At 61.4% G+C, this 13537-nt stretch carries 14 protein-coding genes; 13 read left to right on the top strand and 1 reads right to left on the bottom strand.

Going from position 1 to position 13537, the window contains the following annotated elements:
- Positions 1-51 precede the first annotated feature (51 nt).
- Positions 52-747: a DNA-3-methyladenine glycosylase gene (locus tag LOY52_RS23595; protein WP_202370596.1), complete on the bottom strand. Its 696-nt coding sequence runs from the start codon at positions 745-747 to the stop codon at positions 52-54.
- A 177-nt stretch (positions 748-924) separates the two neighbouring features.
- Here LOY52_RS23595 and LOY52_RS23590 point away from each other — a divergent pair, with 177 nt between their 5' ends.
- The 13 genes from LOY52_RS23590 to LOY52_RS23530 all read left to right on the top strand — a co-directional run bounded on the left by LOY52_RS23590 (position 925) and on the right by LOY52_RS23530 (position 13465).
- Positions 925-2196 (top strand): glutamate-5-semialdehyde dehydrogenase, encoded by a 1272-nt coding sequence (locus LOY52_RS23590; RefSeq protein ID WP_258676304.1) that lies wholly within the window; start codon positions 925-927, stop codon positions 2194-2196.
- On the top strand, positions 2165-2887 hold the full coding sequence (nadD, locus tag LOY52_RS23585; protein WP_258676299.1) for a nicotinate-nucleotide adenylyltransferase: 723 nt from the start codon (positions 2165-2167) through the stop codon (positions 2885-2887). The genes LOY52_RS23590 and nadD overlap by 32 nt, the downstream gene beginning before the upstream one ends.
- A 72-nt stretch (positions 2888-2959) precedes the next feature.
- Positions 2960-3454, top strand: coding sequence for a ribosome silencing factor (gene rsfS, locus LOY52_RS23580; RefSeq protein ID WP_007960601.1), 495 nt, complete (start codon positions 2960-2962; stop codon positions 3452-3454).
- 9 nt (positions 3455-3463) lie between these two features.
- Positions 3464-3931: a 23S rRNA (pseudouridine(1915)-N(3))-methyltransferase RlmH gene (gene rlmH / locus LOY52_RS23575; RefSeq protein WP_003185785.1), complete on the top strand. Its 468-nt coding sequence runs from the start codon at positions 3464-3466 to the stop codon at positions 3929-3931.
- A gap of 10 nt (positions 3932-3941) precedes the next feature.
- Positions 3942-5837: a penicillin-binding protein 2 gene (gene mrdA / locus LOY52_RS23570; RefSeq protein ID WP_027612897.1), complete on the top strand. Its 1896-nt coding sequence runs from the start codon at positions 3942-3944 to the stop codon at positions 5835-5837.
- Between the two features lie 31 nt (positions 5838-5868).
- Positions 5869-6972: a rod shape-determining protein RodA gene (rodA, locus tag LOY52_RS23565; RefSeq protein WP_047296919.1), complete on the top strand. Its 1104-nt coding sequence runs from the start codon at positions 5869-5871 to the stop codon at positions 6970-6972.
- 17 nt (positions 6973-6989) lie between these two features.
- The gene (gene mltB / locus LOY52_RS23560; RefSeq protein WP_258676289.1) at positions 6990-8000 is read left to right on the top strand and encodes a lytic murein transglycosylase B; all 1011 of its coding nucleotides are present in this window, start codon (positions 6990-6992) and stop codon (positions 7998-8000) included.
- On the top strand, positions 8000-9010 hold the full coding sequence (locus tag LOY52_RS23555) for a septal ring lytic transglycosylase RlpA family protein (protein WP_007960588.1): 1011 nt from the start codon (positions 8000-8002) through the stop codon (positions 9008-9010). Before mltB ends, LOY52_RS23555 begins: the two co-directional genes overlap by 1 nt.
- 187 nt (positions 9011-9197) lie before the next feature.
- Complete coding sequence (locus LOY52_RS23550) at positions 9198-10355, top strand: D-alanyl-D-alanine carboxypeptidase family protein (protein ID WP_258676279.1); 1158 nt, start codon at positions 9198-9200, stop codon at positions 10353-10355.
- A gap of 86 nt (positions 10356-10441) precedes the next feature.
- On the top strand, positions 10442-10717 hold the full coding sequence (locus LOY52_RS23545) for a DUF493 domain-containing protein (protein ID WP_003228544.1): 276 nt from the start codon (positions 10442-10444) through the stop codon (positions 10715-10717).
- Positions 10717-11364, top strand: coding sequence for a lipoyl(octanoyl) transferase LipB (gene lipB, locus LOY52_RS23540; RefSeq protein WP_027612894.1), 648 nt, complete (start codon positions 10717-10719; stop codon positions 11362-11364). Before LOY52_RS23545 ends, lipB begins: the two co-directional genes overlap by 1 nt.
- Positions 11365-11389: 25 nt before the next feature.
- On the top strand, positions 11390-12388 hold the full coding sequence (gene lipA / locus LOY52_RS23535; protein WP_160768663.1) for a lipoyl synthase: 999 nt from the start codon (positions 11390-11392) through the stop codon (positions 12386-12388).
- 129 nt (positions 12389-12517) lie between these two features.
- Positions 12518-13465, top strand: coding sequence for an LD-carboxypeptidase (locus LOY52_RS23530; RefSeq protein ID WP_258676270.1), 948 nt, complete (start codon positions 12518-12520; stop codon positions 13463-13465).
- Positions 13466-13537 lie beyond the last annotated feature (72 nt).

Here is a 13537-nt window from a genome sequence, read left to right as displayed (position 1 = left end):
CTGTTAAAAGCAAAGATCGCAGCCTTCGGCAGCTCCTACACAGGCTTGTATTTACAGCAGGAAATAATCGCGACCTTCGACCTGACCCCGGCGCAGCGGGTTCCGCGTGCACCACTGGGCATACGCGGCGTCGACGAAGCGGTACATCAGATGTTCGTCGCGGCCCTGGGGAATACCCAGGCGGGTGGTCTGGATAATCTGGGTCGGCGCCGGCCCGGTGTCTTCCACCAGCATCAGTTCATGATCGAAACGCTTGGCGTCCCACATCGGCACCTTCAATCCCAGCGCCTTGCACAGCAGCGTCTGCCCGGCGCAAAGCTTTTGCGAAGGACGCGGCCGGCCTTGGGCATCGGGATTGTTCAGCAGCATTTGCGCCAGGCTCGCCGGCCCGCTGATCTCATCGACCCACGGGTAAGCGGACTTGATCAGCACCGCATTGCCCGGCCCCTGGGCGCTGAAGTTCAGCGAATCGCCACCACGGGCGTAATACATATAGATGTGCCCGCCATCCAGAAACAAAGCCTTACGTTTTTCCGTATAGCCGAGAGACGCATGACTGCCTTTTTCCGCGCAGTAATAGGCTTCGGTTTCGATGATCCGGGCGCTGAGCCACAGATCGCCGACCCGGTGGCGGATGACTTTGCCGAGCAGATCGCGGGCCAGCACTTGCGCGTCACGGTCGAAAAAAGCGTCCGGGAGGCCCAGTGGCAGGCGCTCGGCGATGGCGCGATCGGTCAGGTTGGACATGGCAAACGGTGTTTATCCAGGCGAAGGAGGTCGTGATGATAACAATCCGCGGCTTAATTACGGCTGAACGTCGGCAATTTGCAGTCCATTTCGACCATCCGCCTGTCACCGCTGTTAGTCCCGGGACGCGACAGCTATAATCTGCCGCTTTCCTCTTTGCCAAGACCCCAGCAGACCATGACTGAGTCCGTTCTTGACTACATGACCCGATTGGGTCGCGCCGCCCGCGAAGCTTCCCGGGTCATCGGCCGTGCCAGCACCGCGCAGAAAAACCGCGCCCTGCAGGCTGCTGCCAATGCGCTGGACGCCGCGCGCGCCGAGCTGGCCGCAGCCAATGAGCGGGATCTGGCCGCCGGTCGCGCCAACGGTCTGGAGCCGGCCTTGCTGGAACGTCTGGAACTGACCCCGGCACGCATCGACGGCATGATCGTCGGCCTGCGTCAGGTGGCGGCACTGCCGGACCCGGTCGGTGCGATCCGTGACATGAGCTTTCGCCCGTCCGGGATTCAGGTCGGCAAGATGCGCGTACCGCTGGGCGTGATCGGGATCATCTACGAATCCCGGCCCAACGTGACCATCGATGCCGCCAGCCTGTGCCTGAAGTCCGGCAACGCGACCATCCTGCGCGGTGGCTCCGAGGCGATTCATTCCAACCGGGCGATTGCCGCGTGCATTCAGCGCGGTCTGGCCGAGGCCGAATTGCCTGCAGCCGTGGTGCAAGTGGTCGAAACCACCGACCGTGTCGCCGTCGGCGCGATGATCAGCATGCCCGAGTACGTCGACGTGATCGTGCCACGCGGTGGCCGTGGTCTGATCGAGCGTATCAGTCGCGATGCCCGGGTGCCGGTGATCAAGCATCTGGACGGCATCTGCCACGTATTTGTCAGCGAACACGCCGATCTGGCGAAAGCCCAGCGCATCGCCTTCAATGCCAAGACTTATCGTTATGGCATCTGCGGCGCGATGGAGACCTTGCTCGTCGATCAAAGTGTTGCCAAGGATTTCCTGCCGTCGATGGCTGCCCAGTTCCGTGAAAAAGGCGTCGAACTGCGTGGCTGCGAACGCACCCGGGCGATCATCGACGCGGTGGCGGCCAGCGAAGACGACTGGAGCACCGAGTATCTGGCGCCGATCCTGTCGATCCGTGTGGTCGACGGACTGGATCAGGCCATCGAACACATCAACCATTACGGCTCGCATCACACCGACTCGATCGTCAGCGAAAACCTCGCCGACACCCGGCGTTTCGTCGCGGAAGTCGACTCGGCGTCGGTGATGATCAACACCCCGACCTGCTTCGCCGATGGATTCGAATACGGATTGGGTGCCGAGATCGGCATTTCTACTGATAAGCTGCACGCCCGCGGCCCGGTGGGCCTCGAAGGACTGACCTGCGAGAAGTACATCGTGGTCGGTGATGGCCAGTTGCGCGGCCAGGCGACGGTCTGACTTGACCGACATCGACCTGACAGCGCCGCTGCCTGATGGCGAACTCCGACCCCGGCGCATCGGCGTACTGGGCGGCACGTTCGACCCGGTGCACATCGGCCATTTACGTGGTGCGCTGGAGGTCGCCGAAGCGCTGCTGCTCGACGAGCTGCGTATGATGCCCAGCGCCCGGCCGCCGCACCGCGATACGCCGCAGGTGTCGGCGCAGGATCGGTTGGCAATGGTTGAGTGCGCGGTGGCCGGAGTGCCGCCGCTGGTGGTGGACGCCCGCGAATTGCAGCGGGACAAGCCGTCTTACACCATTGATACCCTGGAGTTGATGCGTGCCGAAATGGCCGCCGAGACCCAGGTTTTTCTGCTTTTGGGCTGGGACGCATTTTGCGGCCTGCCCACTTGGCACCGCTGGGAAGAGTTGCTCCAGCATTGCCACATCCTGGTGCTACAGCGCCCGGACGCCGACAGCGAACCGCCGGATGCCTTGCGCAACCTGCTGGCAGCGCGTTCGGTGAGCGACCCGCTGGCCCTGAAAGGGCCGAGCGGACAGATTGCATTCGTCTGGCAGACACCGCTCGCGGTTTCCGCCACCCAGATCCGTCAACTGCTGGCCAGCGGTAAGTCGGTACGTTTCCTGGTGCCCGACGCGGTCCTGGCCTACATCGATGCGCACGGTCTGTACCGTGCGTCGAACTGAACAAGGCGTGCTTCACTGATACGAATCCACGTATCGCCAAGCCGCCGAATATACGAGCAAAACGAGTTTTATATGACTGACAAAGACGTAAGCAAAGTTAAGCGCAAAGGCACGTTCAAGAGCGCACCGCTGCCGGAAGTCGCCAACACCAACGAGCCGCTCAAGGGCGACGAGCTGGTCAAGGTTGCCGTGGCAGCCCTGGAAGACGTCAAGGCACAAGACATCCAGATCATCGATGTGCGCGACAAGCAGAGCATCACCGACTACATGATCATCGCCACCGGTACCTCCAATCGCCAGATCAACGCGATGCTGGACAAGGTCCGTGAAGAAGTCAAAAAGCAGGGCGCCAAGCCGCTGGGCGAAGAAGGCAAGGGTGACAGCGACTGGGTCCTGCTCGACCTCGACCTGGTGATCGTGCACATGATGACCGCCTCGGCGCGTCAGTTCTACGACCTGGAACGCCTGTGGGCCGGTGCCGAGCAAAGCCGTGCGGCAGACGCCAAGCACCACAGCCCGGAAAACACCCACGAGCATTTCACCAAGCTCAACAAAGACCAGCTGTAAGGGATTGCTGTGCGACTGCGACTGATCGCCGTCGGTTCACGCATGCCCAAGTGGGTGGAAGAAGGCTGGCATGAATATGCCAAGCGTCTTCCGTCCGAACTGGCGCTGGAACTGGTGGAAATTCCGCTCAATACCCGTGGCAAGAACGCCGACGTGGCCCGTTTCATCCGCCAGGAAGGCGAAGCCATGCTGGCCAAGGTCGGGCCGAACGAGCGGATCGTCACGCTGGAAGTCCACGGCAAACCCTGGAGCACCGAGCAACTGGCGGTCGAACTCGACCGGTGGCGGCTGGATTCGCGTACGGTCAATTTCATGGTCGGCGGTCCCGAAGGGCTGGCGCCGGAAGTCTGCGCCCGCGCCGATCAGCGCTGGTCGTTGTCGCCGCTGACCTTGCCGCACCCGCTGGTGCGGATCCTGATCGGCGAACAGCTGTACCGTGCCTGGACCGTGCTGTCCGGTCACCCTTACCACAAGTAGTCCTGCCCTCATGTCTCAGCCGATCCGCATCAAGGACCACGAAAAGGACGCCCGCCTGGTGCGCAGTCGCGTCGTGTTCGGGGCCATTGCGGTCATGCTGTTGATCTGCGTGTTGATTGCGCGGCTGTACTACTTGCAGGTGATCCAGTACGAGTACCACTCGACACTCTCGGAAAACAACCGCGTCCATGTGCAGCCGATTCCGCCGACCCGCGGCTTGATCTTCGACCGCAACGGCGTGGTGGTCGCGGACAACCGTCCGAGCTTCAGCCTGAGCATGACCCGCGAGCGTTCCGGCGACTGGCAGCAAGTGCTCGACGTGATCGTCGAAGTGCTGCAACTGACGCCCGAGGACCGGGTGATCTTCGAGAAACGCATGCGTCAGGGGCGTCGGCCGTTCGAGCCGGTGCCGATCCTGTTCGAGTTGACCGAAGAGCAGATCGCCCGGATCGCGGTGAACCAGTTCCGCCTGCCTGGGGTGGAAGTGGTTGCGCAACTGGTGCGCCACTACCCGCAGGGCGCGCATTTTGCGCACTCGGTGGGTTACATGGGGCGCATCAACGAGAAAGAGCTGAAGACCCTCGACCCGGTCAACTACAGCGGCACCCATCACATCGGCAAGACCGGCATCGAGCGTTTCTACGAGCCGGAACTGCACGGGCAGGTGGGTTACGAGGAAGTCGAAACCAACGCTCGGGGTCGCGTATTGCGCGTGCTCAAGCGTACCGATCCGATTCCCGGCAAGGATATCGTTCTGAGCCTGGACATCAAACTGCAGGAAGCGGCCGAAGCTGCGTTGGGCGGGCGACGTGGCGCGGTGGTGGCGCTCGATCCGAAGACTGGCGAAGTGCTGGCGATGGTCAGCCAGCCGAGTTTCGACCCGAACCTGTTTGTCACCGGCATCAGCTTCAAGGCCTATGCCGAGCTGCGCGATTCCATCGACCGGCCGCTGTTCAACCGGGTGCTGCGCGGCCTGTACCCGCCAGGCTCGACGATCAAGCCGGCGGTGGCGATTGCCGGTCTCGATTCTGGCGTGGTGACGGCGTCGAGCCGGGTGTTCGACCCCGGTTACTACATGCTGCCCAACTACGATCACAAGTACCGCAACTGGAACCGTACCGGTGACGGCTTCGTCGACCTCGACACGGCGATCATGCGTTCCAACGACACCTACTTCTATGACCTGGCGCACAAGCTGGGCATCGATCGGTTGTCGGCCTACATGAACAAGTTCGGCATCGGCCAGAAGGTCTCGCTGGACATGTTCGAAGAATCCCCCGGCCTGATGCCATCCCGCGAGTGGAAACGCGCGACACGCAAGCAGGCGTGGTTCCCGGGCGAAACCCTGATTCTGGGGATCGGCCAGGGTTATATGCAGTCCACACCGCTGCAACTGGCGCAGGCCACGGCGCTGGTCGCCAACAAAGGCATCTGGAACCGCCCGCATCTGGCCAAGACCATCGAAGGCGCCAAACCGGTAGACGAGAACCCGATGCCGGACATCGTCCTGCGCGATCCGTCGGACTGGACCAAGGTCAACCACGGCATGCAGCAGGTGATGCACGGCGCCCGGGGGACTGCGCGCAAGGCGGCAATCGGTGCGCAATACCGCATCGCCGGCAAGTCCGGTACCGCTCAGGTCGTCGCGATCAAGCAAGGTGAAAAATACGACCGTTCCAAGGTTCAGGAGCGTCACCGCGACCACGCCTTGTTCGTTGGTTTCGCCCCGGCCGACAACCCGAAAATCGTGGTTTCGGTGATGGTCGAGAACGGTGAGTCCGGCTCTGGGGTCGCCGCGCCAGTGGTGCGTCAGGTCATGGATGCCTGGCTTCTGGATCAGGATGGTCGATTGAAGGCCGAATACGCCGGTCCTATCAGTGCGGAGGCTACGGCCCGTGATGAATAATTTTGATCGCATGCTCTCCAGCGAGGATGTGATGCGTCGCCGGGCGACGCTGCTGCAACGCCTGCATATCGATGGCCCGCTGTTGATCCTGCTGTTGATCCTCGCGGCGGGCAGTCTGTTCGTGCTGTATTCGGCCAGTGGCAAGAGCTGGGATCTGCTGGGCAAACAAGCCACGTCGTTCGGCATCGGCCTGGTGTCGATGATTGTCATCGCCCAGTTCGAACCACGGTTCATGGCGCGTTGGGTGCCGCTCGGTTATGTGGTCGGCGTGGTGCTGCTGATGGTGGTGGACATCATGGGCCACAACGCCATGGGCGCGACGCGCTGGATCAACATCCCCGGGGTGATCCGCTTCCAGCCCTCGGAGTTCATGAAGATCCTGATGCCGGCGACGATTGCCTGGTATCTGTCCAAGCGCACGCTGCCGCCGCAGCTCAAGCACGTCGGCATCAGCCTGATGCTGATCGGTGTGCCGTTCATTCTGATCGTGCGCCAGCCCGACCTCGGCACGTCGCTGCTGATTCTGGCCGGCGGCGCGTTCGTGCTGTTCATGGGCGGGTTGCGCTGGCGCTGGATCCTCAGCGTGCTGGCCGCCGCCGTACCGGTGGCGATCGCCATGTGGTTCTTCATCATGCACGACTACCAGAAGCAGCGGATCCTCACGTTCCTCGATCCGGAAAGCGATCCGCTCGGCACCGGCTGGAACATCATCCAGTCGAAAGCCGCGATCGGTTCCGGGGGGGTGTTCGGCAAGGGCTGGCTGCTGGGCACCCAGTCGCACCTGGACTTTTTGCCGGAAAGCCACACTGACTTCATCATCGCCGTACTCGGCGAAGAGTTCGGCCTGGTGGGCATCTGCGCGCTGCTGCTGATCTATCTGTTGCTGATCGGTCGCGGCCTGGTGATTACCGCCCAGGCGCAGACGCTGTTCGGCAAATTGCTCGCCGGCGCGCTGACCATGACGTTTTTTGTTTATGTTTTCGTCAACATCGGTATGGTCAGTGGCCTGTTGCCGGTGGTGGGGGTGCCGTTGCCCTTCATTAGCTACGGAGGAACTTCGCTGGTGACACTGCTGTCAGCGTTTGGGGTTTTGATGTCGATTCATACGCATCGCAAGTGGATCGCACAGGTTTGAATAAGGTGAAGAGTTCAATGCAAGTCATGCGCAGCTGGGCGACTCGTTACGCGCCGTGGGTCGGCCTGGTCGGCATCCTTGGCAGCGCGCAGGAAGCGCTGGCCGGCGATTACGAAGGTTCACCGCAGGTGGCTGAATTCGTCGGTGAAATGACCAGCGACTACGGTTTTGCCGGCGAGCAACTGATGGCGGTGTTCCGCGAGGCGCAGCGCAAGCAGGCGATTCTCGACGCGATCTCCAAACCCGCCGAGCGGGTCAAGCAGTGGAAAGAATATCGCCCGATGTTCATCACCGATGCGCGCATCGCCCGTGGTGTGGACTTCTGGCGCCAGCACGAGGCCGTACTGGCCCGTGCCGAGCAGGAATACGGCGTGCCGGCACAAGTCATCGTGTCGATCATCGGCGTCGAGACCTTTTTCGGACGTAATACCGGCAATTACCGGGTGATTGATGCGTTGTCCACGCTCGGTTTCGACTATCCTCCCCGTGCCGAATTTTTCCGCAAGGAATTGCGTGAGTTCCTGCTGCTGGCCCGTGAAGAGCAAGTCGACCCATTGACCCTCAAAGGCTCATACGCCGGGGCGATGGGCCTGCCGCAATTCATGCCGAGCAGCTTTCGCGCCTATGCGGTGGATTTTGACGGTGACGGTCACATCAATATCTGGACCAATCCGGACGATGCGATCGGCAGCGTAGCCAGTTACTTCAAACGGCATGGCTGGGTCGCCGGGGAGCCGGTGGTCAGTCGCGCCGATGTGCGCGGCGAGCAGGTCGATGAAGGCCTGACCACCGGCATCGAACCGACGAAAACGGTCGGAGAGTTGCGGGCGCTGGGCTGGTCAAGTCATGATGCGCTGCGCGATGATATGCCGGTTACTGCATTTCGCCTCGAAGGCGACAACGGCCCTGAATACTGGATGGGCCTGAAGAATTTCTACGCGATCACGCGTTATAACCGCAGCGTGATGTACGCCATGGCCGTACATCAACTGTCTGAAGAGCTGGTAAAAGCACGGGGCGTCAAGTAATGCGGGCATTGCCTATCAATAAACCCCTGAAGCTGGTGGCTTTCGCTGCGTTGGCGGTGCTGGTCGCCAGCTGTTCGACCAGCCGCGCGCCGACCCAGAAGACCTCGTCCACCGCCGTACGGGCGCAGCCGGGGCTGGACATCAACCGCGCACACAAAGACGGCGCGCCGTGGTGGGATGTCGATGTTTCGCGGATCCCGGACGCCACGCCGACCCTGCACACCGGCCCGTACAAGGCCAACCCGTACACTGTGCTGGGCAAGACCTATTTCCCGTTGCAGGAGTCCAAGACCTACGTCGCCTCGGGCACGGCGTCCTGGTACGGCACCAAGTTCCACGGGCAGAACACCGCCAACGGCGAAGTGTATGACCTGTACGGCATGAGTGCCGCTCACAAGACTCTGCCACTGCCAAGTTACGTTCGGGTGACCAACCTGGACAATAACAAGAGCGTGATCCTGCGGGTCAACGATCGCGGGCCGTTCTATTCGGACCGGATCATCGACTTGTCCTACGCGGCCGCGAAGAAGCTCGGTTATGCCGAAATCGGCACCGCGCGGGTCAAGGTCGAGGGCATCGATCCGCAACAATGGTGGGCCGCCAAGGGCCGTCCGGCGCCGCTGATGCTCAACGAGCCGCAAGTCGCGCAGAATAGCGCCCCGGTGATTACGGCGTCGGCCGGTACCATCGAGCAGTGGACCCCGCCGCCGCAGCAACATGCCTCTGACACTGTCCCTGTACAGATCAGCGCAAAAAAAAACGCTTCTGCACCAGCGTCTGGCCAGTATCTGCAGGTGGGCGCGTTCGCCAACCCGGACGCTGCAGAACTCCTGAGGTCGAAGCTCAGCGGGATGGTGAGCGCTCCGGTGTTCATCAGCTCGATCGTGCGCAATCAGCAGACCCTGCACCGGGTACGCCTGGGGCCGATCGGGTCGCCGGGTGAGATTGCGCAGGTGCAGAACAGCGTGCGCCTGGCCAATCTCGGCTCGCCGAGCGTGGTCACCGAGTAAGAAACGTAGCACTTGATTGACGGTTCACTTGCGGTTTTGGGGGGTGGACCAAGTTGTTGGCTCGTCGAAGAACAAAAGCCCGGCAAGGGTGACTGGAGTGAGCAACTGAACACGCGATGGCCCGTTAGAAGGCTGTCTGAATAGTTTTGCCTTCGGGCAAGTTTCCATTAGCAATTTCGAGAGACGGATGAACATCACCACCTTTGCCAAACGCCTGTGTCTGCTAGTCCCGCTGCTCCTCTCGCCAGCCGCCTTCGCGGCCGAGATGATGCCGTCGCCACCTCAACTGGCTGCAAAAGCCTACGTGCTCATGGACGCCAGCAGCGGCAACGTGCTGGTGGAGAACAACGGTGACCAGCGTCTGCCGCCAGCCAGCCTGACCAAACTGATGACCGCGTACATCGCTACGCTGGAAATCCGTCGTGGCCAGATCGGTGAGAACGACCCGGTGACCGTCAGCGAAAACGCCTGGCGTACCGGCGGCTCGCGGATGTTCATCAAAGTCGGCTCGCAAGTGACCGTCAGCGACCTGCTGCATGGCATCATCATCCAGTCCGGCAACGACGCCAGCGTGGCGCTGTCCGAGCACATCGCCGGCAGCGAAGACGCGTTCGCCGACCTGATGAACAAGACGGTCGCCGAACTGGGCATGACCAACTCGCACTTCATGAACCCGACCGGTCTGCCGAACCCTGAGCACTACTCGTCGGCTCACGACATGGCGATCCTGGCGCGTGCGATCATCCACGAAGACCCGGCTCACTACGCGATCTACTCGCAGAAAGAGTTCTTCTGGAACGGCATCAAGCAGCCTAACCGCAACCTGCTGCTGTGGCGCGACAAGACCGTTGACGGTCTGAAAACCGGTCACACCGACGAAGCCGGCTACTGCATGGTGTCCTCGGCTGTACGTGACGGCCAGCGTCTGATCGCCGTGGTGTTCGGTACCAACAGCGAAGTGGCCCGTGCTGCTGAAACCCAGAAGCTGCTGACCTACGGTTTCCGTTTCTTCGAAACCCAGACCTTCTACCAGAAGGGCACCGAACTGGCTCAGGCCCCGGTGTGGAAAGGCACCACCAGTCAAGTCAAGGCCGGCCTGGCTGAAGACCTGACCATGACCCTGCCAAAAGGCCAGCTGAAAAAGCTTGCTGCCAGCATGACCATGAACCCGCAACTGACCGCGCCAATCGCCAAGGGCGACGTGATCGGTAAAGTCGAAGTGAAACTGGACGACAAGGTCGTGCACAGCGCTGACCTGATCGCCCTGGACGCTGTCGAGGAGGGTGGTATCTTCCGCCGCATGTGGGATAGCATCCGTCTATTCTTCTACGGCTTGTTCAACTGATTGAGTGTTGACCTGCATGGCCCCGTTCCTGTCCGGTTCGGGGCCATGTGCGTTACCACGGCTTACGCTTACGAGGCCGTTACGCCATGACCGATACCGAAGTAAAGGCGCCAAAGATCGAATTCCCCCAGGTTGATTATCCGGTTAAGGTAATCAGCGATACGGGCGTCGGGCACAAAGACAAGATCATCGAGATCGTGAAGAAATTCGCGACTATCAACGATGAACGTGTCGACGAACGCTCGAGCAGCAACGGCAAATACACCACCATCCAGTTGCACATCGTCGCGACCGATCAGGATCAGCTGTACAACATCAATAGCGAACTGCGGGCGACCGGTTTCGTACACATGGTGTTGTGATGCCGGGCACGCTGGGCTTTCGCGAACTTGGCCAGATGGCTTACGAGCCGGTCTGGCATGCCATGCAACGCTTCACCAACGAACGCGGCAGCGATGCCGCCGACGAAATCTGGCTGGTCGAGCACCCTCCGGTGTTCACCCAGGGCCAGGCCGGCAAGGCCGAACACCTGTTGCTGCCGGGCGATATCCCGGTGGTACAGGTCGATCGCGGCGGGCAGGTGACTTATCATGGCCCGGGCCAGTTGGTCGCCTACCTGTTGCTGGATGTGCGCAAGCTGGGTTTCGGCGTACGTGATCTGGTCACGCGCATGGAACAGTGCCTGATCGAACTGCTGGCCAGCTACGGCGTCACTGCCGCCGCCAAGCCAGATGCTCCCGGCGTCTACGTCGACGGAGCGAAAATCGCTTCTCTGGGTTTGCGGATTCGCCACGGTTGCTCCTTTCATGGCCTGGCTCTGAACGTGGATATGAACCTGGAGCCGTTTCGACGGATTAATCCCTGCGGCTATGCCGGGCTGGCGATGACCCAGCTGAGCGATCACGCAGGATCGATTGAATTTGCCGAGGTAAGTGCCCGGCTGCGCGCGCAGCTCGTCAAACACCTCGACTATGCTGAGCAGACGACCCTGACGGGCGGAATCGACTGATATGACTACTGATGCAGTGCAAACCATGATCCCGACGCTCGACGTGACCGAGCGCCCGGCCCCGCGTCCCAAGGTTGAAGCCGGCGTCAAGCTGCGCGGCGCCGAGAAGGTTGCACGCATCCCGGTAAAGATCATTCCGACTACCGAACTGCCGAAGAAACCCGACTGGATTCGCGTGCGTATCCCGGTTTCGCCGGAAGTCGACCGGATCAAGAGTCTGCTGCGCAAGCACAAGCTGCACAGCGTCTGCGAAGAAGCCTCCTGCCCGAACCTGGGCGAGTGCTTCTCCGGCGGCACCGCGACCTTCATGATCATGGGCGACATCTGCACCCGTCGTTGCCCGTTCTGCGACGTTGGCCACGGTCGTCCGAAACCACTGGACGTCAACGAGCCGGAAAGCCTGGCGATTGCCATTGCCGACCTCAAGCTCAAGTACGTGGTGATCACCTCGGTTGACCGCGACGACCTGCGTGACGGCGGTGCCCAGCACTTTGCCGACTGCATCCGCGAGATCCGCAAGCTGTCGCCGAACGTGCAGCTGGAAACCCTGGTCCCGGACTACCGTGGCCGCATGGACATCGCTCTGGAAATCACCGCTGCCGAGCCGCCTGATGTGTTCAACCACAACTTGGAAACCGTGCCGCGCCTGTACAAGGCTGCGCGTCCGGGTTCGGACTACCAGTGGTCGCTGACCCTTCTGCAACGCTTCAAGCAGATGATGCCGCACATTCCGACCAAATCCGGCCTGATGCTGGGTCTGGGCGAGACCGACGAAGAAGTCATCGAAGTCATGAAGCGCATGCGCGAACACGACATCGACATGCTGACCCTCGGCCAGTACCTGCAACCGTCCCGCAGCCACTTGCCGGTGCAGCGTTTCGTGCACCCGGACACCTTCGCCTGGTTCGCCGAGGAAGGTTACAAGATGGGCTTCAAGAACGTCGCTTCCGGCCCGCTGGTACGTTCGTCGTATCACGCCGACGAGCAGGCGAAACTGGTCAAGGCTGAACTGCTCGGTTCCTGATCCGGCGCTGATAGCCTCGAAAAATACCCGCTTCGGCGGGTATTTTTGTTTGGGCCTGCCGAGCACTCTTTTGTTTGTCTCTGGACCTGACTACTGTGTCTGCAAGACTTTACACAGGGAGACCCATGGATGACCGTTCGACCGACCCACAGCCTTTTTCCGCATAAACCCGTACCGGCGCTGCCGTCCGAAGGGCTGATCGGTGTGATTGCCCCCGCCGGCCCCGGTGCGCTGGACACGGAAAAGGCTGTGCAGTGGATGCGTGCCCGCGGCTATGCGCTGAAGGTGTTCCCCGGTGTCTACGAGAAGGACGGCTATCTGGCCGGCAGCGACGACGTACGCCTCAACGACCTGCACGCCGCGTTCGCCGATCCTGAAGTCGACGCGATCATCTGCCTGCGTGGCGGCTACGGTACGCCGCGCCTGCTGGACCGGATCGATTACGACCTGCTGGCCCGTCATGCCAAGCCATTTGTCGGCTACAGCGACATCACCGCACTGCATCTGGCGATCAGTCGCTACGCCGGGTTCGTGACCTTCCACGGCCCGCTGCTCAACGCTGACTTGCTGGGCGACAAGGAGCCGCCGACCGTCAGCTCATTCTTCGCCATGCTGCGCGGTCAGTTGAAGGCGGGCAGTGTGCTCAGCCATCCGGTGGCTTATCCATTGACCACGGTCGAACCCGGCATCGCGCATGGGCGCTTGCTCGGCGGTAATCTGGCGATGATTGCCTCGACGCTGGGTACGCCTTATGAAATCGACGTGGAAGGGGTGATTCTGCTGATTGAGGACGTCAACGAGCCGCTGTATCGGATCGATCGCTTGCTTACGCAGATGCGTCTGGCTGGCAAACTGGCGAGATTGCGTGGCGTGCTGGTCGGGGATGTGGCGGGAGTGGATGTTGATGCACTGAACCGCTTGCTCAAACAGACCTTCGAACCGTTACGGATTCCGGTGCTGTCGGGGTGGCGCAGCGGCCATTGCGATCCGAACCTGACGCTGCCGATGGGGGCGCTGGTGCGGCTGGATGCGGGGAGGAAGGAGTTGATGCTGGAGCAGGATGTGGTCACCCGATAGTGTGTGGGTGAAGCAAAAAAGATCGGAGCCTTCGGCAGCTCCTACATGGATTGGATATCTACCGTGTAGGAG

The organism is Pseudomonas sp. B21-051 (assembly GCF_024748795.1).
Lineage (GTDB): Bacteria > Pseudomonadota > Gammaproteobacteria > Pseudomonadales > Pseudomonadaceae > Aquipseudomonas > Aquipseudomonas putida_A.
The sequence above is the reverse complement of the archived record's forward strand: the minus strand, read 5'-3'. Positions and strand labels throughout refer to the sequence as shown.

Excerpts from the sequence above, each read along its gene's own strand:
- LOY52_RS23595 (WP_202370596.1), bottom strand. The coding sequence starts at position 747 with ATGTCCAACCTGACCGATCGCGCCATCGCCGAGCGCCTGCCACTGGGC.
- LOY52_RS23590 (WP_258676304.1), top strand. The coding sequence starts at position 925 with ATGACTGAGTCCGTTCTTGACTACATGACCCGATTGGGTCGCGCCGCC.
- nadD (WP_258676299.1), top strand. The coding sequence starts at position 2,165 with ATGGCCAGTTGCGCGGCCAGGCGACGGTCTGACTTGACCGACATCGAC.
- rsfS (WP_007960601.1), top strand. The coding sequence starts at position 2,960 with ATGACTGACAAAGACGTAAGCAAAGTTAAGCGCAAAGGCACGTTCAAG.
- mrdA (WP_027612897.1), top strand. The coding sequence starts at position 3,942 with ATGTCTCAGCCGATCCGCATCAAGGACCACGAAAAGGACGCCCGCCTG.
- rodA (WP_047296919.1), top strand. The coding sequence starts at position 5,869 with ATGCGTCGCCGGGCGACGCTGCTGCAACGCCTGCATATCGATGGCCCG.
- mltB (WP_258676289.1), top strand. The coding sequence starts at position 6,990 with ATGCAAGTCATGCGCAGCTGGGCGACTCGTTACGCGCCGTGGGTCGGC.
- LOY52_RS23555 (WP_007960588.1), top strand. The coding sequence starts at position 8,000 with ATGCGGGCATTGCCTATCAATAAACCCCTGAAGCTGGTGGCTTTCGCT.
- LOY52_RS23550 (WP_258676279.1), top strand. The coding sequence starts at position 9,198 with ATGAACATCACCACCTTTGCCAAACGCCTGTGTCTGCTAGTCCCGCTG.
- LOY52_RS23545 (WP_003228544.1), top strand. The coding sequence starts at position 10,442 with ATGACCGATACCGAAGTAAAGGCGCCAAAGATCGAATTCCCCCAGGTT.
- lipB (WP_027612894.1), top strand. The coding sequence starts at position 10,717 with ATGCCGGGCACGCTGGGCTTTCGCGAACTTGGCCAGATGGCTTACGAG.
- lipA (WP_160768663.1), top strand. The coding sequence starts at position 11,390 with ATGATCCCGACGCTCGACGTGACCGAGCGCCCGGCCCCGCGTCCCAAG.
- LOY52_RS23530 (WP_258676270.1), top strand. The coding sequence starts at position 12,518 with ATGACCGTTCGACCGACCCACAGCCTTTTTCCGCATAAACCCGTACCG.